The organism is Streptomyces sp. WMMC500 (genome assembly GCF_027497195.1).
Classification (GTDB): domain Bacteria; phylum Actinomycetota; class Actinomycetes; order Streptomycetales; family Streptomycetaceae; genus Streptomyces.
This window is the reverse complement of the sequence record NZ_CP114905.1, coordinates 2,011,987-2,036,489: the sequence shown is the minus strand read 5'-3', so window position 1 is coordinate 2,036,489 and position 24,503 is coordinate 2,011,987. Positions and strand designations below refer to the sequence as shown.

Annotated in this window: 27 protein-coding genes; 11 read left to right on the top strand and 16 right to left on the bottom strand. The window is 72.8% G+C overall.

Annotated elements, in window-relative coordinates:
• Positions 1 to 141 precede the first annotated feature (141 nt).
• Positions 142 to 981: a DUF899 family protein gene (locus O7599_RS08330; RefSeq protein ID WP_281621483.1), complete on the top strand. Its 840-nt coding sequence runs from the start codon at positions 142 to 144 to the stop codon at positions 979 to 981.
• Positions 982 to 1,519: 538 nt separating this feature from the next.
• On the opposite strand, the gene O7599_RS08325 is transcribed toward O7599_RS08330, so the two are convergent.
• On the bottom strand, positions 1,520 to 1,867 hold the full coding sequence (locus O7599_RS08325) for a MerR family transcriptional regulator (protein ID WP_281621482.1): 348 nt from the start codon (positions 1,865 to 1,867) through the stop codon (positions 1,520 to 1,522).
• 696 nt (positions 1,868 to 2,563) lie between these two features.
• Positions 2,564 to 3,763: a PP2C family protein-serine/threonine phosphatase gene (locus tag O7599_RS08320; RefSeq protein WP_281621481.1), complete on the bottom strand. Its 1,200-nt coding sequence runs from the start codon at positions 3,761 to 3,763 to the stop codon at positions 2,564 to 2,566.
• 263 nt (positions 3,764 to 4,026) lie between these two features.
• Between O7599_RS08320 and O7599_RS08315 the strand changes: the two genes are divergently transcribed.
• Positions 4,027 to 4,707, top strand: coding sequence for a DNA polymerase ligase N-terminal domain-containing protein (locus O7599_RS08315; RefSeq protein ID WP_281621480.1), 681 nt, complete (start codon positions 4,027 to 4,029; stop codon positions 4,705 to 4,707).
• Here the strand turns inward: O7599_RS08315 and O7599_RS08310 are convergent.
• The 11 genes from O7599_RS08310 to gvpO form a co-directional block, all read right to left on the bottom strand.
• Positions 4,688 to 5,245, bottom strand: a complete 558-nt coding sequence (locus tag O7599_RS08310; protein ID WP_281621479.1) for a hemerythrin domain-containing protein — start codon at positions 5,243 to 5,245, stop codon at positions 4,688 to 4,690. The genes O7599_RS08315 and O7599_RS08310 overlap by 20 nt on opposite strands.
• 116 nt (positions 5,246 to 5,361) lie before the next feature.
• Positions 5,362 to 5,670 (bottom strand): gas vesicle protein K, encoded by a 309-nt coding sequence (locus tag O7599_RS08305; RefSeq protein WP_281621478.1) that lies wholly within the window; start codon positions 5,668 to 5,670, stop codon positions 5,362 to 5,364.
• Positions 5,667 to 5,906: a gas vesicle protein gene (locus O7599_RS08300; RefSeq protein ID WP_281621477.1), complete on the bottom strand. Its 240-nt coding sequence runs from the start codon at positions 5,904 to 5,906 to the stop codon at positions 5,667 to 5,669. The genes O7599_RS08305 and O7599_RS08300 overlap by 4 nt, the downstream gene beginning before the upstream one ends.
• On the bottom strand, positions 5,893 to 6,750 hold the full coding sequence (locus O7599_RS08295; RefSeq protein ID WP_281621476.1) for a GvpL/GvpF family gas vesicle protein: 858 nt from the start codon (positions 6,748 to 6,750) through the stop codon (positions 5,893 to 5,895). The genes O7599_RS08300 and O7599_RS08295 overlap by 14 nt, the downstream gene beginning before the upstream one ends.
• The gene (locus O7599_RS08290; protein ID WP_281621475.1) at positions 6,747 to 7,130 is read right to left on the bottom strand and encodes a gas vesicle protein; all 384 of its coding nucleotides are present in this window, start codon (positions 7,128 to 7,130) and stop codon (positions 6,747 to 6,749) included. Before O7599_RS08290 ends, O7599_RS08295 begins: the two co-directional genes overlap by 4 nt.
• The gene (locus O7599_RS08285; protein ID WP_281621474.1) at positions 7,127 to 8,107 is read right to left on the bottom strand and encodes an SRPBCC family protein; all 981 of its coding nucleotides are present in this window, start codon (positions 8,105 to 8,107) and stop codon (positions 7,127 to 7,129) included. The genes O7599_RS08290 and O7599_RS08285 overlap by 4 nt, the downstream gene beginning before the upstream one ends.
• A complete protein-coding gene (locus O7599_RS08280; RefSeq protein ID WP_281621473.1) occupies positions 8,104 to 8,682 on the bottom strand; it encodes a hypothetical protein in 579 nt (192 codons plus the stop codon). The genes O7599_RS08285 and O7599_RS08280 overlap by 4 nt, the downstream gene beginning before the upstream one ends.
• A complete protein-coding gene (locus O7599_RS08275) occupies positions 8,679 to 9,002 on the bottom strand; it encodes a gas vesicle protein GvpG (protein WP_281621472.1) in 324 nt (107 codons plus the stop codon). The genes O7599_RS08280 and O7599_RS08275 overlap by 4 nt, the downstream gene beginning before the upstream one ends.
• A gap of 1 nt (position 9,003) precedes the next feature.
• The gene (locus tag O7599_RS08270; protein ID WP_281621471.1) at positions 9,004 to 9,777 is read right to left on the bottom strand and encodes a GvpL/GvpF family gas vesicle protein; all 774 of its coding nucleotides are present in this window, start codon (positions 9,775 to 9,777) and stop codon (positions 9,004 to 9,006) included.
• Between the two features lie 3 nt (positions 9,778 to 9,780).
• Positions 9,781 to 10,275 (bottom strand): gas vesicle protein GvpJ, encoded by a 495-nt coding sequence (gene gvpJ, locus O7599_RS08265; RefSeq protein ID WP_281621470.1) that lies wholly within the window; start codon positions 10,273 to 10,275, stop codon positions 9,781 to 9,783.
• Between the two features lie 39 nt (positions 10,276 to 10,314).
• The gene (gene gvpO, locus O7599_RS08260; protein WP_281621469.1) at positions 10,315 to 10,650 is read right to left on the bottom strand and encodes a gas vesicle protein GvpO; all 336 of its coding nucleotides are present in this window, start codon (positions 10,648 to 10,650) and stop codon (positions 10,315 to 10,317) included.
• Between the two features lie 161 nt (positions 10,651 to 10,811).
• Between gvpO and O7599_RS08255 the strand changes: the two genes are divergently transcribed.
• Positions 10,812 to 11,027 carry a hypothetical protein gene (locus O7599_RS08255; protein ID WP_281621468.1) on the top strand — a complete coding sequence of 72 codons (216 nt, stop codon included), beginning with the start codon at positions 10,812 to 10,814 and terminating at the stop codon, positions 11,025 to 11,027.
• Between the two features lie 127 nt (positions 11,028 to 11,154).
• Here O7599_RS08255 and O7599_RS08250 read toward each other — a convergent pair whose 3' ends face one another.
• Positions 11,155 to 12,066: a ThuA domain-containing protein gene (locus O7599_RS08250; RefSeq protein ID WP_281621467.1), complete on the bottom strand. Its 912-nt coding sequence runs from the start codon at positions 12,064 to 12,066 to the stop codon at positions 11,155 to 11,157.
• Positions 12,067 to 12,140: 74 nt separating this feature from the next.
• Entirely contained in the window at positions 12,141 to 13,571 is a 1,431-nt protein-coding gene (locus tag O7599_RS08245) for a PLP-dependent aminotransferase family protein (RefSeq protein WP_281621466.1), read from the bottom strand.
• Between the two features lie 55 nt (positions 13,572 to 13,626).
• Here O7599_RS08245 and O7599_RS08240 point away from each other — a divergent pair, with 55 nt between their 5' ends.
• The gene (locus tag O7599_RS08240) at positions 13,627 to 15,027 is read left to right on the top strand and encodes an FAD-binding oxidoreductase (RefSeq protein WP_281621465.1); all 1,401 of its coding nucleotides are present in this window, start codon (positions 13,627 to 13,629) and stop codon (positions 15,025 to 15,027) included.
• 36 nt (positions 15,028 to 15,063) lie between these two features.
• On the opposite strand, the gene aztA is transcribed toward O7599_RS08240, so the two are convergent.
• On the bottom strand, positions 15,064 to 15,807 hold the full coding sequence (gene aztA, locus O7599_RS08235; RefSeq protein WP_281621464.1) for a zinc ABC transporter ATP-binding protein AztA: 744 nt from the start codon (positions 15,805 to 15,807) through the stop codon (positions 15,064 to 15,066).
• A 14-nt stretch (positions 15,808 to 15,821) separates the two neighbouring features.
• Here aztA and aztB point away from each other — a divergent pair, with 14 nt between their 5' ends.
• From aztB to O7599_RS08200, 7 genes are all read left to right on the top strand, one after another.
• Positions 15,822 to 16,676 (top strand): zinc ABC transporter permease AztB, encoded by an 855-nt coding sequence (aztB, locus tag O7599_RS08230; protein ID WP_281621463.1) that lies wholly within the window; start codon positions 15,822 to 15,824, stop codon positions 16,674 to 16,676.
• A 21-nt stretch (positions 16,677 to 16,697) separates the two neighbouring features.
• Complete coding sequence (locus O7599_RS08225; RefSeq protein ID WP_281621462.1) at positions 16,698 to 17,939, top strand: hypothetical protein; 1,242 nt, start codon at positions 16,698 to 16,700, stop codon at positions 17,937 to 17,939.
• Entirely contained in the window at positions 17,936 to 18,916 is a 981-nt protein-coding gene (gene aztC / locus O7599_RS08220; protein ID WP_281621461.1) for a zinc ABC transporter substrate-binding protein AztC, read from the top strand. The genes O7599_RS08225 and aztC overlap by 4 nt, the downstream gene beginning before the upstream one ends.
• A gap of 90 nt (positions 18,917 to 19,006) precedes the next feature.
• Positions 19,007 to 20,206, top strand: a complete 1,200-nt coding sequence (gene aztD, locus O7599_RS08215) for a zinc metallochaperone AztD (protein ID WP_281621460.1) — start codon at positions 19,007 to 19,009, stop codon at positions 20,204 to 20,206.
• Positions 20,207 to 20,383: 177 nt separating this feature from the next.
• On the top strand, positions 20,384 to 21,862 hold the full coding sequence (locus tag O7599_RS08210) for a Y4yA family PLP-dependent enzyme (protein ID WP_281621459.1): 1,479 nt from the start codon (positions 20,384 to 20,386) through the stop codon (positions 21,860 to 21,862).
• A 13-nt stretch (positions 21,863 to 21,875) separates the two neighbouring features.
• Positions 21,876 to 23,213, top strand: coding sequence for a pyridoxal-phosphate dependent enzyme (locus tag O7599_RS08205; protein ID WP_281621458.1), 1,338 nt, complete (start codon positions 21,876 to 21,878; stop codon positions 23,211 to 23,213).
• Positions 23,210 to 24,445: an aminotransferase class V-fold PLP-dependent enzyme gene (locus tag O7599_RS08200; protein ID WP_281621457.1), complete on the top strand. Its 1,236-nt coding sequence runs from the start codon at positions 23,210 to 23,212 to the stop codon at positions 24,443 to 24,445. Before O7599_RS08205 ends, O7599_RS08200 begins: the two co-directional genes overlap by 4 nt.
• The last annotated feature ends 58 nt before the right edge of the window (positions 24,446 to 24,503 follow it).

Here is a 24,503-nt window from a genome sequence, read left to right as displayed (position 1 = left end):
GGCGGAAAAGCCCCGGTCGCCCTCCGTGGGCGACCGGGGCGTACGCGGATCGGTGGGTCGGATCGGGTGTGCCGGGGATCCCGACGACTACGGTGCTGAGAAGCGACCGCAGTCACGACGAAGTGATCCCAGGAGCCGGTGATGGTGGAGAACCCGAGTGAGGCGCAACCGCCGGTGGCCGACCGCGCGGCCTTCGAGCGGCAGTTGGCGGGGCTGCGGGAGAGGGAGAAGGCCCACACCCGCGAGGGCGACGCGATCGCCGCCGCACGCCGCAGGCTCCCGATGGTCGAGGTGGCCGCGGACAGCCGGTTGCTGGGGCCGGACGGCCCCGTGACGCTCCTGGACGCGTTCGAGGGCCGGCGTCAGATGATCGCCTACTACTTCATGTGGTGGCCCGGCCGGCCGGCGGCCGAGCAGTGCGAGGGCTGCACCTGGGTGATGAGCCACGTGGGCGAGCTGGCCTATCTGCACTCCCGCGACATCACCTTCGCCGTGTTCAGTCAGGGGCGGAACATGGCCTACGGCTTCGGGGACGCGCAGACGTCGTACGAGGAGAGCCTGCGCTACCGGTCCTTCATGGGCTGGACGATGCCGTGGTACTCCGCCCAGCCCTCCCTGGAGTCGCTTCTTGCCGGCCGGGAGCTCGGCCTGTTCCACCTGGTGTGCTATCTGCGCGACGGCGACCGCGTCTTCGAGACGTACTGGACCAAGCGCCGCGGGGCCGAGGCGGTGGACTACAGCTACGCGCTGATGGACCTCACGGCGTTCGGGCGTCAGGAGGACTGGGAGGACTCACCGGCAGGCTGGCCGCGCCTCGGGCAGGCCACGCGGACCCTGGGCGGCGCTCCCGACTGGCCGCCGCTGCGGGAGGGGCAGGGCGGACGGCCCACGTCACACTGGCCGCGCGTCGACGCCGGCCGCTCCGACGACCTGGGCGCCCCCGGCCCCGGCCCGGCGACGGAGCCCGGTCACTGCCACTGAGCTTCCCCACGGGAGGCGGTACCGGTGCCGCGTACCGTGCGGGGAGTGCCCGGGCGTGTTGAACGATAATATTGCACTCTCGCCGGTGGTGCATCATGTCACTTCCGGTGTCGTGGCCCCCACCGGTCGGCGACGACCGCGGGCCCGTGCGGCTGCCCGCCGCACGGGCCCGCCGGTGCTCTCGCCGGCGCCGCTCAGCTCACGTGGCAGGACCAGCCGTGCGGGTCGTAGCCCTCGTTGCGGGCGAAGACCGCCGCGTGGTGCGGGTATGCGTACGTGCACGCCTCGTCGGTGTCCAGCGCCACGCGCTCGCCGGCTGGCGTCCTCGCACGTCCAGTCGGCGGCCATGCCGCCGTCCAGTACCACGCTGCGATGCCCGGCCTCCTTGCAGTGACGGTCGAAGTCGATGCCGCCGACTCTCTTGTGGACGGGCGCGGCGGTCAGCTTCACGCGGGCGACGTGCAGTTCCCCGCGGCGTACGGGACGAGCCGGCGGGCCAAGGTCCGGTTCAGTGGCTTGATCGGCTTGGGGGCCCTGGTCAGGTGGGGGTCTTCGGCTGGGGCTCGTCGCCGTCTTGGGCGCGTAGTTGGTCGTTGATGCGCTGGGCTTCTTCGAGCTGGTCTTCGAGGATGATGATGCGGCAGGCGGCTTCGATGGCGGTGCCGTCGTCGACGAGTTCTCGGGCGCGGGCGGCGATACGGAGCTGGTAGCGGGAGTAGCGGCGGTGGCCGCCTTCGGAGCGTAGGGGGGTGATCAGCCGTTGTTCGCCGAGGGCGCGAAGAAACGCGGGAGTGGTGCCGAGCATCTCGGCGGCTCGGCCCATGGTGTAGGCGGGGTAATCGTCGTCATCGAGGGGGATGACGGGTCGGGCATCGGCAGGGGGCATAAACCTCTTCTTTCAACGACACGTCGGGGGGCCCGGATGCCGTCCTGGCACCCGGGCCCCGAGCGTTCAACACCATCTACCGGCTGACTGCGCCGGCCTTGTATGTCCGCAGGTGCCCAGAACTGGCGTGCTGCGGGGATCGCGGATGCGTGACCGGGGACCACCTTCCAATCCGGGGTCTGCGGTACCCGGGCGGACGTCGTCCTCGCCCGGGCGATCCTGATGGCGTCTGCTCCTTCTTCCTTCGGCTACTCGGTTGCACTGCTGGTCCTGCTGTGCACGGCAGTTCGTGTCTCCGTGCCCTCTTTGACTTCCTGGGTACGAGATAAACGTTAGCACTGCGACGCATCGATGTCTACAGCGGCCACAACAGATTTCCTCTGTGGCGAGTGTGCGGACTTCTGCTGCAGTTGCATCCGGAAGGGTGGTCTCCCGGGTTGAGGACCGGCTCAGCGGGCACACACCGAGCCAGGCGGCACGACCCACCGACTCAGAGAGGGGTGGCAGACACATGAGCGAGGCAGAGACGATTCTCAGGCAGGACCCCGGGGCGACCGGCGCGGCACCTGTCGTTCTTCAGGACGACAGCCCCGCCGGCGGAATCGATCGCGCACCCGCTGTCCACGGTCTCGACGCCGGCGCCAGGGCCCACTCCGGCCGACCAGGCCGCTCCGCCGCCCTCGCGCACGGAGGCGGTCAGGTCTCGGCGCCGGTGGGGGCGTGGCGTCCATCGGAGAGGGGACCGCGCCAGTCCAGGCAGACGACGGTGGCGTCGTCGCCCAGGTGGCCGTCGCAGGCGTCGGTGACCGCGGTGGTCAGGGCGCGCACGACTTCGCGGGGGTGTTCGTCGGCGGTGTCCCGGATAAGGCCGGGGAGAGGCGCGCCCTCGGCGCGGCCTTCCTGCATGCCGTCCGTGTAGAGGACCAGGCGGTCGCCGGGGCGCAGATCGAGGTCCTGCACGCGGTAGGTGCCCTGGTAGGTGATACCGAAGGGCATGTCGACGATCAGGTGCGTTTCGGTGACCCGTCCGTCGCGTAGCCGCAGGGGCCACGGGTGGCCGGCGTTGACCAGCCGGGCGCCCCTGCCGTCCAGGGCGACGCGCAGCATCTGGCCGGTGGCGAAGGCGTCGTGGCCGTGGTCGAGGAGGGCCCGGTGGGTCTGGTGGGCCTGCCCGGACAGGTCGGTGCCGGCGCGGCGGGCGCGGCGGGAGGCGTTGACCAGGAGGGTCGCCAGCAGGGCGGCGTCGGTGTCGTGGCCCATGGCGTCGGTGATCGAGAGGTGCAGGCTGTCGCGGTCGAGGGTGTAGTCGTAGGTGTCGCCGGCGACGCTGTCGGCGGGGATCAGGGCGGCCGCCAGGGTGAACTCGGCGGCCTCGAAGGAGGAGGCGGAGGGCAGGAGCCCGCGCTGGATCTCGGCGGCCAGGCTCACCGGCGTGGTGCGTCGGCCCCACTGGTACAGATCGGTGAAACGGCGGTCGGTGACGATCATGTACGCCAGCGCGTGCGCGGCTTCCTCCACCCGTTGCAGCGCCTCCGGGTTGTCGTCGGGGAGGAACAGCTCCAGCACGCCGATGGTGTCGCCGCGGTTGGTGACCGGGGCCACCACGCGATGCCACGGACCGGTCCCGGGCGCCCGGATGAGCCTCTGGGCGCGCAGTACCTCGTCGTAGACGTTGCCGGCCGGCGGGATCTGCTCCGCCAGCACGGCCCCCTGGGCGCCGGCGTCCTCGCTGACGCGCACCCACCCGCGGCCGGCGATGTCCAGGGACAGGAAGGACGCGTACCGCGCGCCGAGCCGGTCGCGCAGGTTGCGGGCCACGACGTCGAGGGAGGCCACCGGCGCGGCGTCCTCCGCCGCGGCCAGCACCCCGGCCAGCCCCATGCGCTCACGCGCCATCGTCGCCTCCCGGGGTCTTCCCTCGTACGGTCCGTCGGGTCACCCGCACCGTACGCCGGGCGGCGTCGCGGTCGTCGGCCCCTCGCCGAGACGGCAGGGTCGGTGTCCGCCCACCCGGCCGACCGCGGCGACCGACCGTGTAGGAAGCAGCCCCGCCTGCGCGACGCGACCCGGCGGGAGACGATGGCCCGAACGGCCCGTGCCGGGACGATCAGCGGGGTACCCGACCGGAGCGGACGGGCGAGCCGACACAAGGGGCTGCCGTGGGGAAGAAGGACGGGCTGCGGACCTACCGCGAGAAGCGGCACTTCGACAGGACGGGCGAGCCGGGCGGCGAGCCGGCCGCCACCCGCGGCGAGACCGCACCGGGTGACGAGCCGGCGTTCGTGGTGCAGATCCACGACGCGAGCACGGTGCACTTCGACTTCCGCCTCGAGGTCGACGGCGTCCTGAAGTCCTGGTCGGTCCCGAAGGGGCCCTCCACCGATCCCCGCGACAAGAGGCTCGCCATCCCCACCGAGGACCACCCCCTCGCGTACGCGGAGTTCGAGGGCGTGATCCCCGAGGGGGAGTACGGCGGTGGCACCGTCATCGTCTGGGACCACGGCACCTATCGACCGGCCGGCCACGACAGGCGCAGGCGGCCGGTGCCGTTCGGCCGGGCCCTCGACGACGGCCACGCCGTCTTCGAACTGCACGGCCGGAAGCTGCACGGCCGGTACGCGCTCACCCGCTTCCGCGGCGGCGACCGGGACAGCCCGTCCGGCGAGAAGCCGATGTGGCTGCTCGTACGGACCGGTTCCGGGTCCGGCACCGGCGGCACCCCCGACCCGCAGCGGGCCCGCTCCGTGCGCAGCGGCCGTACGCTGCGCCAGATGGCCACGTCGCCGGACGCGCCCCGGTGGCAACCGGACGGCAGCGGGCCTACCGGCCCCGGCCGGTGAGGAGGTCCCGGGCCCGGTCGACCAGCCCGACACCGGGGTCGATCAGCTTGTTGGCAGGCGGCGTCGAGGGCGTCGAGGGGTGGGGACGCGTGGGCGCCACCTTCTTCGCCGTACGGACCTTCTCGCCCAGTTCCCCCAGCATGTCCTCGCTGAAGGTCCGGCGCAGCAGCACGAACAGCGTGCTTTCCTCGTCGTGGATGTGGGCGGTCACCTCGCGCTGAAGCGCGCGGACCGAGGAGTCGAAGGCGGGGTCAGCGGGCTCCATGCCCTCCAGATCCTTGAGCATCTGCTCGACTTGCGCGTGCTCCGCGAGTTCCTTGTCGGCGGTCTTCCCGCCCAACGGCAGATGCTCGCGCACCGCGGGGTAGAGGTGCTGTTCCTCGGCCACCGAGTGCCGCACCAGCTCGACGGTCACCTGGTCCAGCAGCCTCTTGCGGTCGTGGCTGCCGTGCGGAGCCTGGTGGAACCGCTCGAAGAACTCCTCCACCTCGCGGTGGTCGGTGGTCAGTTCGTCGACGACGTCTCCGCCGTGTCCCATCGTGATCTCCTTCCGCGTGATCCGCGAACCCCCGGGGAAGCCGGGGATGACAGGACGTGGCGAGTACCCCGCCCTGCGGAGCCGATGCGGGCGGGCGCGGCGGCGAGCGGTCCGGTTCAGCGGTCCAGGAGGGTGCCCAGCGGGCCGAGGTCCAGGTTGAGGTCGTCACGGGTCAGCCCGTGCTCCGCGCAGAGTTGGTCCATGCGCTCGTCGAGCAGCATCAGCGTCGTACCGATCCGCTCCACCTGCTCGTCGGTGAGGTCGTCCTGGTCGCAGCGGCGGAGTGCCTGGCGCTCCATGAGCTGGCGGAGCAGTTCCACGACGGTCAGCACGAGGGAGACCAGGTCGCGGCCGACCCGGTCGGGGTCGAGGTCCAGCCTGCCCGCCGCCGGGCCGCGGACCGGTTCACGCGGGGTCACCGTCACAGCGGACCGCCGTCTCCCCAGGGGGCGGCCACGCGCTCGTTGACGGACGACAGCAGCGCGTGCAGGGAGACGCGTACCAGTGGCACCTCGGCGATCGCCAGTACGACGTCGCCGCTGACCACGACGCCGGTGTTGAGGACGCGGTCGAGCAGGTCCACCAGCGGCACTCCGATGGGTGCCCCGCTGTCGGGCCCTTCCCAGGCGACGACGTCGCCCACCTGCTCACCCACCGGCACCGGTCACTCCTTCGTCCACGAACGAGTAGGGCACCCAGGGGCCGGTCAGTTCGATCTCGACGTCCCGGCACCGCGGGCTCCGCCGCAGCCTCCGTACGGCGTCGGCGACCTCACCGGCGCGGGCCTCGCCGACCAGGTAGGCGGCGTTCAGGAGGTGGGCGCCCCGGCCCTCGGTCAGGGAGGTGTCGTGCGGACGCAGCTGGCGGCCGGCGACGGCCAGTCCCGCGAAGGCCCGCTCCACCGCCTCGACGGCCTGGACCCCTGCCTCCTGCCGGCGTTCACGCTCGTGCCGTACGCCGCGCAGCCGGTCCAGGTACGCGTGGCCGGGGCGGGTCGCCTCGCGCTCGCGGTCCGAGGAGTCCGGTGCGTGCGCGGCAGCCGCGGAGCGCCGCCCCGTCGGCCGGGCGTAGACCTTCACGCCCCACTCCGCGCGACCGGTGATCCGCCTCAGCGCGGCGGTGAAGCGGTCGCGGTCGGCGATGAGCGCGGCCCGGGCGCGTGCGTCGCCGCGATAGATCGTCGCCAGCGGCAGGGGGAGTACCGGTGCGGTGGCGGCCGCGGCGGCGATCACGGTGTGGTGGGCGCGGGCGCAGCGCTCCAGATCCGTACGGTCTGTCAGCCGTTCGCGCAGGGCGTCCTCGCCGAACTCCGCGGCCGGTACGTCCTGGACCACGGCCGCAAGGCCGCCGAACGGCAGGAGCCGCACAGGTGCGCCGGGGGCCTGGCCCGGCAGTCCGGACAGGGCGGACCGGTCACCACCGCGGCAGACCGCATAGACGTAGGTGGCCGTGGCCGTGGCCGCGGGTGCCTCGGGTGGCTCCGTCCCGCGTACCGTCCCGGTCATCGGTAGCGCCACTTCTGTACGGACTTCGGGATCGCCGGTTCGTGCTCGTGCCGGTGGTCCTGTGCAGTCGCCTCCAGCTCGGCTACCCGCTCGCGCAGCCGCACGTTCTCCTCCTCGACGGCCTCACGATGCGCGCGGGTGGAAAGCGCCGGGTCGGTCTCCCACCAGTTGATGCCCGCCTTCTTGGCCGTCTCGACGGACGCGACGAACAGGCGCAGGCGGATGGTCAGCAGCTCGATGTCGAGCAGGTCGATCTTGATGTCCCCGGCGATGACGATGCCCTTGTCGAGGACCCGTTCGAGGATGTCGGCGAGGTTGGCCGGTCCCGAGGGGGTGGAGGGAGCGTGGGAGAGGGGTCGTTCAACGGTGCGGTCCGTCACTTCCGCCGGCCCCCTCGCCGCCGCCGGCCGCCACCGTCCTCGTCTTCTTCTTCTTCTTCCTCCTCCTCAGCCGCCTCTTCCTCGTCCTCGTCCTCCTCGTCGTACTCCTCCTCGCCTTCCTCCTCGACGGCCTCGTCGTGGCTGCGCACGACCTCGCCGTCGCGGATCTCGCCCCGCCAGCCCTCCGCGTCCTCCGGCTGCAGCGTGACGAAGCGCTGGAAGTGCTTGAGGTCCAGACGGAGGCGGCGGCCCTGGGCGCGCCAGACGTTCGCGGTCTTCTCGAGGAATCCGGAGGGGTAGTACTCGACGACCACCGTGACGCGCGTCAGCTCGTCGTCCAGGCGGTGAAAGCTCACGGCGCCGCTGGTGGTGGCCATCGAACCCTCGGAGGTCCACACGATCCGCTGGTCCGGGACCTGCTCCCAGACGGTCGCCTCATAGCTGCGGGTGGAGGGCCAGACGCGCACTTTCCAGGTGGACTTGGTCTCGTCGTCCTCGTCCCGGGTGACGCTGCTGACGCCGTTCATGAAGCCGCCGAACTCCTCGAACTGCGTGAAGTGGTCGTAGACCACGCGCAGCGGGCGCCCGATGTCGACGTGCTCGATGATGTTGATGGCTTTGAGGTCGCCGGGCTCGACCCCGTCGCCTTCCATGCCGAGGGCTTCCTTCGCCTTGCCCGTGACCTTGCCCGTGACCTTTCCGGTGACCTTGTCCGCGGCGTCCTTCGCCTTCTCCGTGGTCAGGGCCTTCACGGGGTTCTCGCCCCTGGTGGCGCGCGCGACGGTCTTGGCGAGGGCACCTCCGTCGCCCTGCGCGAGTTTGCCCGGGTCGGCGATGTCGGTGAGTTTGTCGGTGGCTTTGCCGAGTGCGTGCTTCCCCACGGCGCCCAGGTACGACACGAGTTCTTCGCGCAACAGCTCCAGCGGCTTGGGGCCGGGGCTGTCGTCGGTGTCGGCGCTTCTGCGCTGTGGTGTCATGACCGCTCCCTCCCACGGGGCCGGTCGGCCGACTTCGTGCCGGTGCCCTTGCCCGTGGCTCTCGCCGTGGCGCGGCTGCCGCCTCCCCCGGAGGGCACCTTCTTCCGCGGCCCGGAGGCGGCGCCGCCGGTCTTCTTGCGGCCCGCCGGCCTCCGCTTCGCCGTGGCGGTGTGCCGGCCGCCCTCGTCGCCCTCGTCGTCCTCCTCGTCCTCCTCGCCCTCCTCCTCATCGGCGTCACCGGCGTCGCGGGCGTCGCGCTGTTCCCTCAGCTCGCTCAGGCGGTCCGTACGCTCGCGCAGGGAGTCGGTGAAGAACTCGACGCGCCGGTCGAAGAGCGAGCTGACCGCCGTCCGCGCCGCCGTCATCAACTGGTCCTTGACCTGGTCGGGCTGCCCTGCCGCCGGCGTCTTGTCGGTGATCTTCGCGGCGCCCTTCTCCAGCAGGTCCCGGGGTGCGAGCCGGCGCCCCGCGACGATGGCGGCGAGAGTGAGGGCGAGCCTGGCCTTCTTCGTCCTGCCGAGGAGGTAGCCTCCGGCGACTCCGGCCAGCATGGTCGTCTTGGAACTGTCCGTCATGACCCACTTCCTGTGCTTGGAGGGTTGTCGGGGTTGCCGGAATCACCGGGGTCTTCGTAGTCGCCGGAGTCGCCCGGCGTGGTCGGGAGGGCCATGCCGGGCCCCTCCAGCAGGTCGAGGAGGCGCTCCTCCTCGCGCTCGAACTCCTCCTCGTCGAGTTCCCCCGCCTCGTACGCCCGGTTCAGCTCGCCGAGCTGAACCCGCAGCGTGCCGGGGTCGTACAGCTCGCGCTCCGCGACGTCCAGCAGCCGGTCCGCCACCCACTCCACGCCCCGCACAGGGGTCAGCGGCAGCAGCAGTACCCCGCTCAGCAGGCCCATGTCAGCTCCTCACCGCCGCGGGCCGCCGGGCCGCGCCGCCGGCGGCACGGCCGCCCTCGCGGGGAACGAAGCTGTAGCAGGGCAGCGGGCCCGTCAGCCGGAACTCCACCCGGTCCCGCAGCTCGGCGGCCCTGCGGTCGACCAGCTCCCGGCAGCGGTCGGCGTCGGTATGCGGGAGGAGGAAGGAGGTGTTGAGCACGCACCCGGGCACGTCGGTGCCCCGTACACACTCGTCCGCGAGCCCGACCAGTTCCTGCGCGACGTGTTCGGCGGCGTGCGCGGCCCGCCGGCTCAGGGCCTCGGCAATCGCCGAGCCGAGCCGGACGTTGCCCTCGTAGGAGGGCTGCCCGCGGACGTCCACCGCCAGCCGGCGCACGGCCGCGTCGTCCCTTACGAGGGCATCGACGCCGCCCTGCGCGGGCATCGCCTTGAGGTTCATCTCGGTGCGGCCGTCGAGCCGTCGCAGAGTGGCGAGGTGCACCGAGGCCGCGGCGTCGAGGGCGCGTCGGACCGCCCCGGCGCCTTCGGCGACCATCCCGAACCGCATCGGCAGCACCGGGGCCACCGCGCACAGCGTCAGCAGCAGATCCTGGTGGCCGGTCAGGTCGCGCCTGCGTGCCCGCAGATCCGGCGGCACGTCGCTGACGACCGCCGCCAGCTCGCCCGCGGGCAGCAGCCGGACCGGGGCCGGCGGCCTGCCCACGCCGCGGAGGCCCGGCGGCAGGGCGAGGCCGGCGTTGACGACGGCGTACACGTAGAGGGAGGAAGACGCCACCGCTCACGCCGCCTTGGAGTGCCGGCTCGAACGGCCGCGGGTTTTCGGGGCGGTCTTCCTGGCCGGCTTGGAGCGAGTGGCCGTGGCGCGTTTGCGGGGCGGCGGTTTCTCCCTCTCCTCCTCGTCCTCCTCTTCCTCGTCCTCGTCGATACCGATCGCCTCCTTGACGTGGCCGCCGAGGGACCTGGCGGTCCTCCGGGCGCCGCTCGTGACCACACCGCGGGACATGCCGGCGAAGAGGTCGGGGACCGTCCTGCTGGAGAGGTCCTCGTTGAGGTCGAGGCGGTTGCAGATCTCGGCGAAGCGGAGGTAGGTGTCGACGCTGGCGACGACGATGCGGGCGTCGATCTTGAGAATCTCGATGCCGACGAGCGAGACGCGGACGAAGACGTCGATGACCATGCCGCGGTCGAGGATCAGTTCGAGGACGTCGTAGAGGGTTCCGGCGCGCGGGACGCAGACTGCGGCCTCGTTGTACGTCGTGTTCGTCGTCGCCATAGGGGCTCTTCCTCTTTCCAGGGTGCGCCGTTACCGCCGTCATTCGTCCCGTGCGCCGCGCCGGTAGCGCCTGATGCGCTCGTACTCAAGGAGGCGTCCCCCGGTGTCGATCTCCACCGCGTAGGTCGCCAGCAGGCTGGTCGTGTCCGGGATCCGCGGCACTTCGAGCACGTCCACGTTCACCAGCCAGCCGTCCTCGGCCCGGCGCACGGCCGACACGCCTTCGGTCTGATGGTCGATGAGCCGCGCCAGGCTGCGGCACGCGTGGCGGGCGGCCTCCTCGGGCCCGTCGACGCGGGCGGCCTTGGCCCCGGAAGTGCGCTTCGAGGTGGACTTTGCGGCGGAAGCGGACCGCCGGTCACGTTGCTCGGACACATGCACAGTCTGTGGGCGCGGTGGTGACCTCGCACGCGGCGATGGTCCATCCGGGAGCCGCAGGCCCTACGGGCTGTCAACGCACGCTACGGGGTTGGTTGCGGCCCGCTCTCCGGGTTCTCGTGGGAGTCTGCTGGAACTACTCCGGGAAGAGGGCCTCGATGACCACCCTTGCCTCCATTGCCGGCGAGATCGCCCACACCTTCGACATGGACCCCGACGACGCCCTGGCCCTCGCGATGGACTGCGTCCGACGCGCGGGCGCCGAGATGGCTGCTCAGGAGAGCGGACGCGTGCCGCTCATCGAGATCGACGAGGAGACGGCGCGGGAGATCTGGGAGGAGGCGGCGCTCGCCACCGAGACGTCGATCTGGTGACCCGCACCGAGTGGTTCGTCGCCGGCTCACCGCACGGTTGGCGCTCCGCCCCTGGCTCCCGTCGCCGGGACCGGCTGAGGGCACCCTCGTCGCGGCGGCCCGCAGCCGGTCGTGCGGCTCCTTCCGATCACCCCTGCTTCGGTGCGCACGTTCCCCCGGCGCCCTTGCCGGCGGCCCAGCGGATGCCTCCGGCGAGGTGCTTGACGAGGTGGTTGTCCCCGCCGTTCGCCGTGTAGGACTCGGCGAAGTGGCCCATCCCGGTCACCCAGATGCGGCCGCCGTCGTAGGGCTTGCACCAGGAGATCGGGTGGTCCTCGCCCATCGCGTTCGGGCCGGGGTCGTACGACTCCTCGTCGAGCGTCGCCAGCACATGCGCGTCGCCGCGGACGCTGCGGGCGAAGTTGTAGTGCTCGTCGCCGAATCCGAACTCCTTGGGAAGATCGCGCGTCGAGGGGTGGCGGCGGTCTTCGACCCGCACCGTGGCGACGTTGTTCAGGTCGGTGGCGGCGTGGCCGGTCATCAGCGTGCCGACCGCGCTGTCGGCCCCGCCGTCCCACCAGTCCCAGGTGGTGACGCCGGCGCCCATGTCGACGGCGTTGTGGTTGGCGGCGATGCCGCCCCCGGCGTTGACGAATCCGCGGATCGCGGCGCGCTGCTCCTCGTCCCACAGGGGGCCCGGGCGGCCGCCGCCGAGCCACTGCGACGAGGCGTTGAAGAGGAAGATCGCGTCATACTGGGCCAGGTTCTCCGGGGTGAAGATGCGCGGGTTCTGGTCCGGGTGGTCGCAGTTGCCGACGGCCCCGCCGAGCCCGTCGCAGTCCTCCCGCACCCATGAGATGCCGGCCTCGTCCAGCGCGTTCTGGATCGGGCCGACGCCGCCGTCGATCGCGTCGGCGTGGCGGTATCCGGTCGTCCCGGTGTAGATCAGGACCTTCGGCTTGCCCCTGGCCTCGGCGGGTGCGCCCGATGCCGCGACGAGCCCGAGCGCCGCCACCCCCAACAGCGTGCGGCGGTGAACGGTCGGTCGTGGGTCACCCATAACACTCCCCTCGCCTCTGTGTCCCCACCACTACCGCCTCTTTTCGCGGGCATGTCAAGACGGCCCAGGCCGGCCTACGAGGCCCGTACGTCCCCGATCGCGCGGGACAGCCTGGCGATTCCGCCGGTGATGGCGCGTTCGGACAGGGTCGCGTACCCGAAGATCAGGCCGCCGGGGCCGGCCGGGTCGAGGCGGTAGCGGGCGACGCCGCGCAGCGCGACGCCGCGGCGGGCGGCCGCGGCGACGACCGCCGCCTCGTCGAGGTCCGGCGGCAGCCAGGCGACGACGTGCTGGCCGGCCGCGACCCCGGTGGGGGTCAGCTCCGGCAGACGGGCGTCGAGCGCCGCCAGCAGGGCGTCGCGGCGGCGGCGGTAGACGGGCCGCATGCGGCGCAGATGGCGGTCGAACTCGCCGCGTGCGAGGAAGTCGGCGAACGTCAACTGGTCGATGACCGCCGAGCCGCGGTCGGCGAGCAGCTTGGCCTGCGCGACGTCGTCCACGAGGTGCGGCGGCACCAGCATCCAGCCGAGGCGCAGCCCGGGTACGAGGGTCTTGCTGGCCGTACCGCAGTAGACGACGTGCCCGGGCGCCAGGCCCTGGATCGCGCCGACGGGGGCGCGGTCGTAGCGGTACTCCGCGTCGTAGTCGTCCTCGATCACCAGCGCCCCGCGCCGCTTCGCCCAGCGGATCACTCGGGCCCGGGCCGCGGCGGACAGCACCCCGCCGGTGGGCCACTGGTGCGAGGGCGTCAGCACGACGGCGTCGGCGTCGGCCTTCTCCAGCTCCCCGACGAGGATGCCGTCGGGACCGACCGGGATACCGACGACGTCCATCCCGGCCGCGGCGGCCAGCGGGCGGGCGTCGTCGTCGGGCGACGGGTCCTCGACGGCCAGCCGGCGGGCGCCCCGCGCGGCGAGGACCTGGATGAGCAGCGAGACGCCCTGGCCGAACCCGCTGCAGATCACGGTGTGCCGGGGGTCGGCCGAGGTGCCGCGGACGCGGTTGAGGTAGTCGGCGAGGGCCTGGTGCAGCTCGGGGACGCCCCGGCCGTCGAGGTAGGCGAACCGGTCGTCGGGGGTGGCGGCGAAGACGGTACGCACCGAACGCAGCCACGCGGCGCGGGGGAACGTGGAGACGTCGGTGTGGCCGTAGCCGAAGTCGACCGCGGGCGCCACCCCTTGCGTCCCCGGGCCGGCGGCCGGGGCGGCGGCAGCGACGCGAGCGCCGCCCGGCTCCAGCGCGACCTGGGTGTAGCCGCCGGCGCGGCTGGTCAGGTAGCCCTCGGCGACGAGTTGCTGGTACGCCTCGACCACCACCCCGCGCGACACCCCCAGGCCGGCGGCCAGCGTGCGGGTGGGCGGCAGCGACGCGCCGTGCCGCAGCCGGCCGGCCCGTACGCTCTCCCGGATCGACGCCGCGACCTGCCGGTGCAGCGGTTCCGCGCGGGTGCGGTTCCGGTCCAGCTCGATGAGCAGGTCCTCGGCGGTGCTGGAATTGGTCCGCATACGGGGCATGGAATCGGACCTTATCGCGGGTACCGATCCGCGGCAGTCTCGGAGCATGACGACAGCGACGCACACCCGCACCGGCACGCCCGCAGCCCGCCTCGCCGCCCGCCTCGACGGCCGGCTCCTCCTCCCCGGCGACGCCGGGTACGACTCCGCCCGTACCGTCTGGAACGCCATGGTCGACCGCCGCCCCCGGATGATCGTCCGGGCCGCGAGCGCCGCCGACGTGCAGGCCGCGGTGCGCTTCGCCCGCGAGCACGACCTGGAGACGGGCGTCCGCTGCGGCGGGCACAACGTGGCCGGCTTCGCCGTCCCCGACGGCGGCCTGATGATCGACCTGACCCCCATGGGCGGCGTGCGCGTCGACCCGGTGCGGCGGCTGGCCCGCGTCCAGGGCGGCGCGCTGCTCGGCGCGCTGGACCGCGCGACGCAGCCGTACGGCCTGGCCACCACCGCGGGGAACGTCTCGCACACCGGCGTCGGCGGGCTCACCCTCGGCGGCGGCATGGGGTGGCTGGCCCGGCAGTACGGGCTCGCGTGCGACAACGTCGAGTCGTACACGATGGTCACCGCGGACGGCGAGATCGTGACGGCGAGCAGGACCGAGCACCCGGAGCTGTTCTGGGGGCTGCGCGGGGGCGGCGGCAACTTCGGCGTCGTCACCGAGTTCGCGTTCCGGCTGCACCGGACGGGCACGCGGACGCTCGTCGCCGAGTTCGACTTCCGCGCCGAGGACGCCGTGCCGGTGCTGGAGGGCTGGCGGGACCTGAACGCCGTCGCGCCGCGGGAGGCGACGTTCACGGCCGCCGTCGCCGACGGTCCCGCGGGCGGCGGTCCGGTGGCCACCGTCGGGTTCGTGTGGGTCGGCGACCCGGAGCGGGGGCGGCGGCTGCTGCCCGCGCTGCGCGCGCTCGGCCGGCCGGTCGCCACGCGGATCACCACGCCGTCGTACCTGGAACTGCAGTGCAGCGAGGACTCCAGCGGCGGCCACGCCTACCGCCGCTACTCCGCCGGCCACTATCTGCGCGGCTTCCCGGCCGCGGCCGTCGAGCAGTTCCTGCTGCGTGGCGCGACGGACCTGCGGGGCGCGGGCAACGGCGCCGGTCTGCCCGGGGTCGGGCTGCAGGCCCACGGCGGCGCCATCGCCGACGTCCCCGACGCCGACGCGGCGTTCGCCCACCGCGGTACGACGTTCGAGTTCGGCGCCGGGTCGCGCTGGACCGACCCGGCCGAGGACGACGCCCGGATGACCGCCGCCCGCGCCGCGGGCTCGGCGCTCGCCCCGTACGCGAACGGCGTCTACGTCAACTCGCTCACGGCCCACGACGGCCACCGGGGCATCCGCCGCGCCTACCCGGCGGCCAAGCTCGCCCGGCTGACCGCGCTGAAGGGCGTCTGGGATCCGCACAACGTCTTCCACCTCAACCAGAACATCCCCCCGGCCGCCTCCTGAGCGGCCCGGGCCAGGCGGCGAAACGGGCCGCCGCTCCTAGAGCGACTGCCAGATGCGGGCCAGCGCCGACGTGGTGAGGACCTCGTCCGGAGGGCCCTGACCGACGAGGCGGCCGTCCCGGAGGAGGAGGCAGGCGTCCGCCGCGCGGGCGGACTCCAGGTCGTGCGTGGCCTGGACGACCGTCACCCCGTCGGCGACGAGCGCCGCCAGCAGCGCCCCGATCCGCTCCCTCGCCTCCGGGTCGAGTCCGGTGGTGGGCTCGTCGAGGAGCAGCAGGTCCGACTCCTGCGACAGCCCTTGCGCGATGAGGGTGCGCTGCCGCTGTCCACCCGACAGCTCGCCCAGTTGGCGTGAGGCGAGGTCCCGGATCCCGAGGCGATCGAGCGCCGTGTCCACGGCCGCGTGGTCCCGGCGGGTCAGCCGGCGCCACGGCCCGCGCTCGCCCCAGCGCCCCATCTCCACGGTCTGCCGGACGGTGAGCGGCAGCGTGTCCCCGACGGCTCCGCGCTGCGGTACGAACGCGGGCGGCCGGTCCCCGGCGCGGCGGAGCTCGCCGGATGTCGGATGGATCACACCGGCGAGGACGCCGAGCAGGGTCGACTTGCCGCTGCCGTTCGGCCCGACGAGGGCCGTCGTGGCCAACTCGGGTATGTCTGTGCTGATTTCGTGCAGCACGGTACGCCCCGGATAGCCGGCGCACAGCCCGGACACCTGGAGGCGGGCTGTCCGGGCGGGCGGGGCAGCGGGCGAGGGGGACGGTTTGCTGAACATGGTTTTCATTGTAGTTTCCTCGTATGGAATGGCTGACGGCCCCGTTCGAGGTGACCTTCGTGCAGCGGGCTCTGTGGGGCGGGATCCTCGTGTCCGCGATCTGCGCGCTGGCGGGCACCTGGGTGGTGCTGCGGGGCATGGCGTTCCTCGGCGACGCCATGTCCCACGGACTGCTCCCGGGCGTCGCGCTGGCCGCGCTCCTCGGCGTGAACCTGATGGCGGGCGCGGTGATCAGCGCCGCCGTCATGACGGCCGGCGTCACCGCCCTCGGCCGTACCCCGCGGCTGTCCCAGGACACCGGCATAGGGCTGCTGTTCGTCGGCATGCTCTCGCTCGGAGTGATCATCGTGTCGCGCTCGCAGTCCTTCGCGGTCGACCTGACCGGAATCCTCTTCGGTGACGTCCTCGCCGTCAGGCAGCAGGACCTCCTCGTGCTCGCCACGGCGCTGCTCGCGGCGCTGACCGTGTCGGTTCTCGGCCACCGCGCCTTCCTGGCCCTGACGTTCGACCCGCGCAAGGCCGAGACCCTGGGGCTGCGGCCGCGCCTGGCGCACGCGGTGCTGCTGGGGCTGCTCGGGCTGGCGATCGTCGCCTCGTTCCACATCGTGGGGACGCTGCTCGTCCTCGGACTGCTCATCGCACCGCCGGCTGCCGCGCTGCCCTGGGCCCGCGGCGTGCGCGGGGTCATGGCGCTGGCCGCCCTGCTCGGCGCCGCGGCCACGTTCGGCGGGCTGCTGCTGTCGTGGCATCTGAGCACCGCCGCCGGCGCGACCGTGGCGGCCCTCGCGGTGGCCCTGTTCTTCCTCTCCCACGTGCTCTCCGGGCTGCGCCACCGCCGTACGCGCCGCGCCCCCGCCCCCGTACCCGAAGCCGACTGAAAGAGGTTCGAGGCGATCGCCATGCTCGTCCACAGAAACGTCACCCCGTGGGCCTCGGCCGCACTGGCCCTCACCACGCTCCTCGCCGCCGGCTGCGCGGGGGCGGGAGACGAGAACAACGACGGCCGGCCCGCGGCGAGCACCTCCTCCGCCACCCCGCACGGTTACGTCGAGGGCGCCCGGGAGACCGCCGAACAGCAGTCCCGGCTCCTGCTGAACGACCCCGCCGGCGGCAGCAGCAGGGTCCTCGACCTCCTCAGCGGCAAGGTGCACGAGACGGACCCGGTGAAGGGCGCCGTACGGCTGGGGACGGACGGCAGGTTCGGCTTCCTCCACGCGCCCGGAGGCACCCATGTGCTCGACGGCGGCGCCTGGATGGTGGACCACGGGGACCACGTCCACTACTACCGCGCGGCGATACGGGACGTGGGCGAGCTTCCCGCGGGCGGCCGGGCGCAGGTGCGCAGCGATGCCGCCGTGACCGCGGTGACCGACGAGGGCGGCCGCACCGCGCTCTACGACCGGAACGAGCTGGAGAAGGGCAGGCTCGCGTCCCCGCGGACGCTGCCCGGCACCTACACCGGCGCAGTCGTGCCGTACGAGGAGCACCTGCTCGCGTTCGCGAACGAGGGCGGTACGACCGGGCTCGTCGTCCTCGACCGCGAGGGCGAGCGCGTCGCCGCCCCGGACGTGACGTGCGAGGAGCCGCGCGAAGACGCCGTCACCCGGCGCGGCGTGATCCTCGGGTGCGCCGGCGGGGCCCTGCTCGTCGACGCCGAGGGCGGCGACTTCACCGTCGAGGAGATCCCGTACGGAAAGCACGTCCCGGCGGGGGAACGGGCCACCGCCTTCCGCCACCGGCCCGGCAGCGACACCCTCACCGCCGCGGCCGGAGAGGGCGCCGTGTGGGTCCTCGACGCCGCCGAGCGGTCCTGGACCCGGGTGGACACCGGACCGGTCGTCGCGGCCAACACGGCCGGAGAGGGTTCCCCGCTGCTCGTCCTGGAGACCGACGGCTCACTGCACGGCTACGACATCGCGACCGGGAAGCAGACCGCGCGCACCGAGCCGCTCCTGACCGGGGGCGAGCGGGCCGGCACCGACGGCGCCGCCCCCGTCATCGAGGTCGACCGCAGCCGCGCGTACGTCAACGACCCGGAAGGCAGGAGAGTGCACGAGATCGACTACAACGACAACCTGCGCCTGGCGCGCTCGTTCGACCTGGACATCGAGCCGGTCCTCATGGCGGAGACCGGCCGATGAGCCGGACCGGCGCGAAGCGGCGCGCGAGGATCGGCGCCGCACGCCTGCGCAACCTCGTCCTGGGCCTGCTCGCCCTCGTCACGGCCGCCACCGCCACCGCCTGCGGCGCCACCGGCGACGACCGGCCCGGCATCGTCGTCACGACCAACATCCTCGGCGACGTCACCCGGGAGATCGTCGGCGCCGAAGCCGACGTCACCGTCCTGATGAAGCCGAACGCCGACCCGCACTCCTTCGGTCTCTCGGCGGTGCAGGCCGCCGAGCTGGAACAGGCCGACCTGGTCGTCTACAACGGCCTGGGGCTTGAGGAGAACGTCCTGCGACACGTGGACGCCGCCCGCGAGTCCGGCGTCGCCACCTTCGCGGCCGGCGAGGCGGCCGACCCGCTCACCTTCCACACCGCGGACGACGGCGGTCCGGAGGACGAGGCGGGGCAGCCCGACCCGCACTTCTGGACCGACCCCGACCGGGTGCGCAAGGTCACGGACCTGATAGCCGACCAGGTCATCGAGCACGTCGACGGCGTGGACGCCCGCACGATACGCGCCAACGCCGACCGCTACGCGGGAGAACTCACGGACCTCACCGCCTGGATGGAGAAGTCCTTCGACCGCATCCCCGAGGACAAGCGGGCTCTGGTCACCAACCACCACGTCTTCGGCTACCTCGCCGACCGCTTCGGCTTCCGCGTGATCGGCGCGGTCATCCCCAGCGGCACCACGCTCGCCTCACCCAGCTCCTCCGACCTCCGCTCACTCACCGAGGCGATGCGGAGCGCGGACGTCGGCACCGTCTTCGCCGACTCCTCCCAGCCCCGACGGCTCGCCGAGGTGCTGCGCACGGAGATGGGCGGCGGGGTCCGGGTCGTCGAGCTCTACTCGGAGTCGCTCACCGCCGAGGGCGAGGGCGCCGACACGTACCTGCGCATGATGCGCGCCAACACCACCGCGATGGCCGACGGCCTGACCGGCGGGTGACCTCCCCGGCCTCCCGGCACGGCCGGCTGAGGCGCCCTCGATCCCACCCCCTCACCGCCGCCACCGAGCGGCGTGGAAAGGAACACTCCGGTGCACACGTCGATACGCAACAAGATCCTCGCCGGTACGGCACTCGCCCTGGCGGTCTCCACGGTCCTGACGGCCTGCGGCGGGGAGGATTCCCCCGCCGCGGACGCCGAGACCGACGCCGCCGCGGACGCCAAGCCCGCCGCGGCGGTGGCGGACCCGCTGGTCGCCACCTTCGACGGCGGTCTGTACATCCTGGACAGCAAGACCCTCGAACCGGCGAAGACCATCGAGCTGCCCGGCTTCAACCGGGTCAACCCGGCGGGGGACGAGGACCACGTCGTCGTCTCCACCGACAGCGGCTTCCGGGTCCTGAACGCCACCGACCAGTCGTTCACCGGCATCGAGTACAAGGGCGCCGAGCCCGGCCACGTCGTCCGCCACGCCGGCAGGACCGTGCTGTTCACGGACGGCACCGGAGAGGTCAACGTCTTCGACCCCGCCGACCTGGCCGGTGGCACGAAGCCCGAGGGCCGCACGTACACATCCGCCGAGCCGCACCACGGCGTGGCCATCGAACTTGCCGACGGGCAACTCCTGAGCACTCTGGGCACCGAGGAGAAGCGCACGGGCGCGCTGGTGCTGGACGAGAAGAACAAGGAGATCGCGCGCAGCGAGGAGTGCCCCGGCGTCCACGGCGAGGCGGCGGCGAAGAACGAGGCCGTCGCCGTCGGCTGCGAGGACGGCGTCCTGCTCTACCGGGACGGCGAGTTCAGCAAGATCGACTCCCCCGACGCGCACGGCCGCATCGGCACCCAGGTCGGCAGCGACACCTCGCCGGTCCTCCTGGGCGACTACAAGACCGACCCCGAGGCCGAGTTGGAGCGTCCCACCCGCATCTCCCTCATCGACACCGAGAAGAAGAAGATGCGCCTGGTCGACCTGGGCACCAGCTACTCCTTCCGCTCCCTGGCCCGCGGTCCGCACGACGAGGCCCTGGTCCTCGGCACGGACGGCGCCCTCCACGTCATCGACCCGGGCACCGGCGAGATCGAGAAGAAGATCCCCGTCGTGGGCGCGTGGCAGGAGCCGCTGGACTGGCAGGAGGCGCGGCCCACCCTGTTCGTCCGCGACCACACCGCGTACGTCACCGAGCCCGGCAAGAAGGCCCTGCACGCCGTCGACCTGGAGACGGGCGAGAAGACCTCCGTCACCCTGCCGAAGAGCACCAACGAGCTGTCGGGCGTCGTCGCCGGACACTGACGCCGCACCCCGTGTCCTCGCCCCCGAGGCGAGGGCACGGGGCCATGTCCTGCGGTTCGCCCGGGGCCGGGGCGGCCCGGCCCCGGGCGAGGAGGCTTAAGGGAGCATGCGCCTGGAAACGACTACTTCCGAACGAACGTCGCAAGGACGGTCGGCCGACACCGGGAGGTGTCTCACGTGGATGCGCCCTTGTACCTGAGGCCCAGGGTGGATCCGCCGCTCGCCGCGCTGCTGGCCGACGGGCCCTTCCTGCACTCGCTCGTCGACGCGCTGGGGTCGCCCCTCAACGTGCTGCTCCCCGGGGCCGTCGCCGAGAACGCCGCCGGCTTCCGTGCCGTCTACCGCCGCCACCACCTGACCGGACGGGTGTACTTCGCGCACAAGGCGAACCGCTCCAGCGCCCTGGTACGCAGACTCGCGGCCGAGGACCCGGCGGCCGTCGGCCTCGACGTCGCGTCCCTGGAGGAGCTGAGGCACGCACTGGGCTGCGGGTTCACCGGAGACCGCATCATGGCCACGGGCCCCAAGGACACCGGGTTCCTGTGGCTGGCGGCGCGCGTCGGAGCGACGGTGAACCTCGACTCGACGGAGGAGCTGGAACGGCTCGCCGGCCTGGTGCGCACCCACGGCCTCGGCCGCGTCACCGTACTGGTGCGCCTGTCCGGATTCGAGTCCGCGGCCGGGAGCGGGGGCGCGGGCACCCGGTTGCTCTCCCGGCCCAGCCGCTTCGGAACCCCCGTACGGGACACGGAGGCGCTGCTGTCGGCCCTCGAACGCCACGGGGACGCGGTGGAGTTCGCCGGCGCCGCCTTCCACCTGGACACCACCGGCGTGGAGGAGAAGGCACGCGCGCTGGAGCGGTGCGTGCTCTTCCTGGACGAGTGCCGGGCCCGCGGACTCGCGCCGCGCGTCCTCGACATCGGCGGCGGCTTCGGCGTCGGGTACGTCGCGGAGGCGGGGGAGTGGGAGCGGTGGACCACGGCGCTGAGCGAGGCGGTCCTCGGTGTCCGCCCGCCGCTGACCTGGCGCGGCCACGGTTACGGGCTGCGCAACGAGGGCGGCACGGTACGCGGGACGGCCGCGCTGTACCCGGCGCACCGTGCCGCCGTCGGCCCCGGTTACCTCGACGAACTGCTCTCGCTGCCCGCCCCTGCGCTGGGCCGCCCGCCGGCCACCCTCCTCCTGGAACACCTCCACGACCTGTACATCGAACCCGGCCGTTCCCTGGTCGACCAGTGCGGTCTTTCGCTCGCGCGCGTACGGGAGGTGCGGCCCGCGGGCCCGGACTCCGGCCACCCGATCGTGCGCCTCGGCATGAACGCCGGAGACGTGAGCCTGGAGGAACACGGCGTCCTCATGGACCCCGTCCTGCTCCCGCGCGGGGACGCGGAGGCGGCCGGCGGGGAACCGGCCGGTGTCTACCTCACCGGCAACCTGTGCCTGGAGGGGGACCTCATCACCCGCCGTCTGGTCTTCCTGCCCCGGCTGCCGCGCGCGGGCGACCTGCTGGCCTTCGCCAACACCGCGGGATACGCCATGGACTTCCACGCCCACCACGCGCAGCGGCAGCCCCTCGCACGGACCGTCGCGGTCGAGCCGCGGGGCGACTCGTGGCGCTGGTGCCCGGACGAGGACTACTGGCCGATCACACCCTAGGGGGGACACCCGGATGAGGTACGACAGCATCACGGAGGCGATCGGCAACACACCTCTGGTACGGATCGACCCCGCCGTGCACGCGCTGCGCAACATCGACCTCTACGCCAAGCTGGAGATGCTCAACCCGTTCGGCTCCGTGAAGGACCGGCCCGCCTGGCACATGGTCCGGCCCCACCTGGAGGCCGCCGCCGAAGGCGGCGGGACGGTGGTGGAGTTGTCCAGCGGCAACACCGCCAAGGCCCTGGCCCTGCTGGCCGGCATGCACGGGCTGAAGCTCAGGAGCGTCACCAACCGCATGCGCGTTCCCGAGATCAAGGACCTCCTCCTGCTCCTCGGCGCCGAGATCGAGGAACTTCCCGGCCGCAGCGAGTGCCTCGACCCGGCCGACACGGACGACCCGCTGACGCACTTCCACCGTGCGCTCTCCGACCCCGAGAGCACCTATCTGCACACCGACCAGTACTTCAACCCGCGCAACGTCGAGGCCCACGCCGCGGGCACCGGACCGGAGATCGTGAAGGACCTCGACGGCCGGGTGCCGGACTGGTTCGTCGCCTGCGTCGGCACGGCCGGTTCGTCGACCGGTGTCGCCGGAGTCCTGCGCGAGCACGACCCGCGGGTGCGGGTCCTCGGCCTCGTCGCCCACAAGTCGGACTTCATCCCCGGCATCCGCACCATCGACGAGGTCCACCAGGTCGGTCTCTTCGACCCCGCCACCTACGACACCATCGAGTCCGTCACCTCCGACGAGGCCATCGACGGGATGCTCACCCTCATCCGCCGCTGCGGGCTGCTGTCCGGCCCGACCGGAGGCGCCGCCTACCAGGGAGCGGTGCGGCATCTGCGGCTCGCCGACGCCGAGCTGGACGGGACCGGGCAGCGCCGGACTGCGGTCTTCATCGTGTGCGACCGGGCCGAGAGCTACCTGAGCTACGTGCGTCAGCGACGCCCGGAGCTGCTGGGCCGGACGGACCGCGGGCGCTCCGCGACGGCCGTCACCGACGCCGAAGCCCGGGCGGAGGCCCGCGCCATCGGCGTGGACGACGCCCTGCGCTGGTCCACCGCGGGCGACCCCCGGCCGCTCGTCGTCGATCTGCGCAGCCCGCACGCGTACGCCGCCCTGCACATCGCCGGCTCGATGAACATCGTCGACGAACTCTTCGACGACCTGCTCCGCGGCGGGCTCCCCTTCAGTAAACGCACCCCCGTGCTGCTCGCCTGCCCCGTCGGGGAGAAGTCGCTCCGCTACGCCGCCGCGCTGACCCGGATGGGCCATCCGGACGTCCGCAGTCTGGCCGGCGGGATCGTCGCCTGGCGGGACGCGGGCGCCCCTCTGGTGCGCGAATGAGCACGGCCCTGCCGCCGCCCGGCGCGCACGGTGAGGCAGACGGGGAGGACGCGGTCTGGCAGTGGGAGTTACGGGAGCAGTTCCCGATCATCGGGGCCCACCCGGAGCTGGCGTATCTCGACAGCGCGGCGACGTCGCAGAAGCCGCGCGCGGTACTCGACGCCGTCCAGACCTACCTCACGACGTCCAACGCCAACGCCGGCCGCGGCACCTACCCCTGGGCCAACCGGACCACGGAACTGGTGGAGTCGACCCGGGAGCGGGTCAAGGAGTTCCTCCACGACCCCGAACCGGCCCGCTCGGCCGTCCACTTCACCGCCGGCACCACCGACGGCCTGCGCACCGTCGCCCGTGACTGGCTCGTCCCGTACCTCGCCGACGGCGACGAGATCCTCGTGCCGTTCGCCGACCACCGGGCCAACCTGGATCCCTGGCTGGAGGCCCGGGAGCTGCTCGCCGCGCGGGGTGCGGAGGTCCGCGTACGGGGTCTGCCGAGCCAGGCGGTCTCCGGCGACTACGACCACCGGGCCCTGGGCGAGGCCGTCGGCCCGCGGACCCGGTTCGTGGCCGCCACCCACGTCCACCACGTCTACGGCGGCGACATGAACGTGCACCGCATCCGCGCGGCCGTCGGCCCGGACGTGCCGATCTGCCTGGACGCGGCGCAGAGCGTGGGCCATCTGCCCGTCCGCCTCGACGATCCGGCGCTCGACGTGGACTTCGTGGTCTTCTCCGGGCACAAGGCGATGGCCCTGCCGGGCTCGGGGGCGGTGTGGGCGCGCAACGCGCGGGGACCCGCGTTCCGGCCGGGCGGCTGGCAGGGCACGCCCAACACGGCGGGCGTCGTCTCCCTGCGGGCCGCGCTCGACTGGCTCGACGCCGCCGGGGTCGAGCGGGTCGCCCGCTGGACGACCGCGCTCGCCGGCCGGCTGACGGACCGGCTCGGGCGCCTCGGCCCGTACGAGGTCCTCGGCTGCCCGGCGAGCCTCGCCGCCGACTCCGCGCTCCCCGCGGCGCAGCGCCGCCACGGCATCGTCACCTTCCGGCACCGCGAGATCCCCTCCGACGACCTCGGGTTCATCCTCTACAGCCACGGCTTCATGGTGCGCGCCGACAGTCTCTGCCAGGCCGGCGCCGACGAGCGGGACGGTGCGGTACGGGTGAGTCTGCACGTCTACAACACGGTGGCGGAGATCGACCGTCTGCTGGCCGTCCTCGTGTCGCTGACGTAAAACGCTACTGATAACCGTTTCCATCTGTAGGGTTGTCCCGTGGCCGCGACGGAAGAGA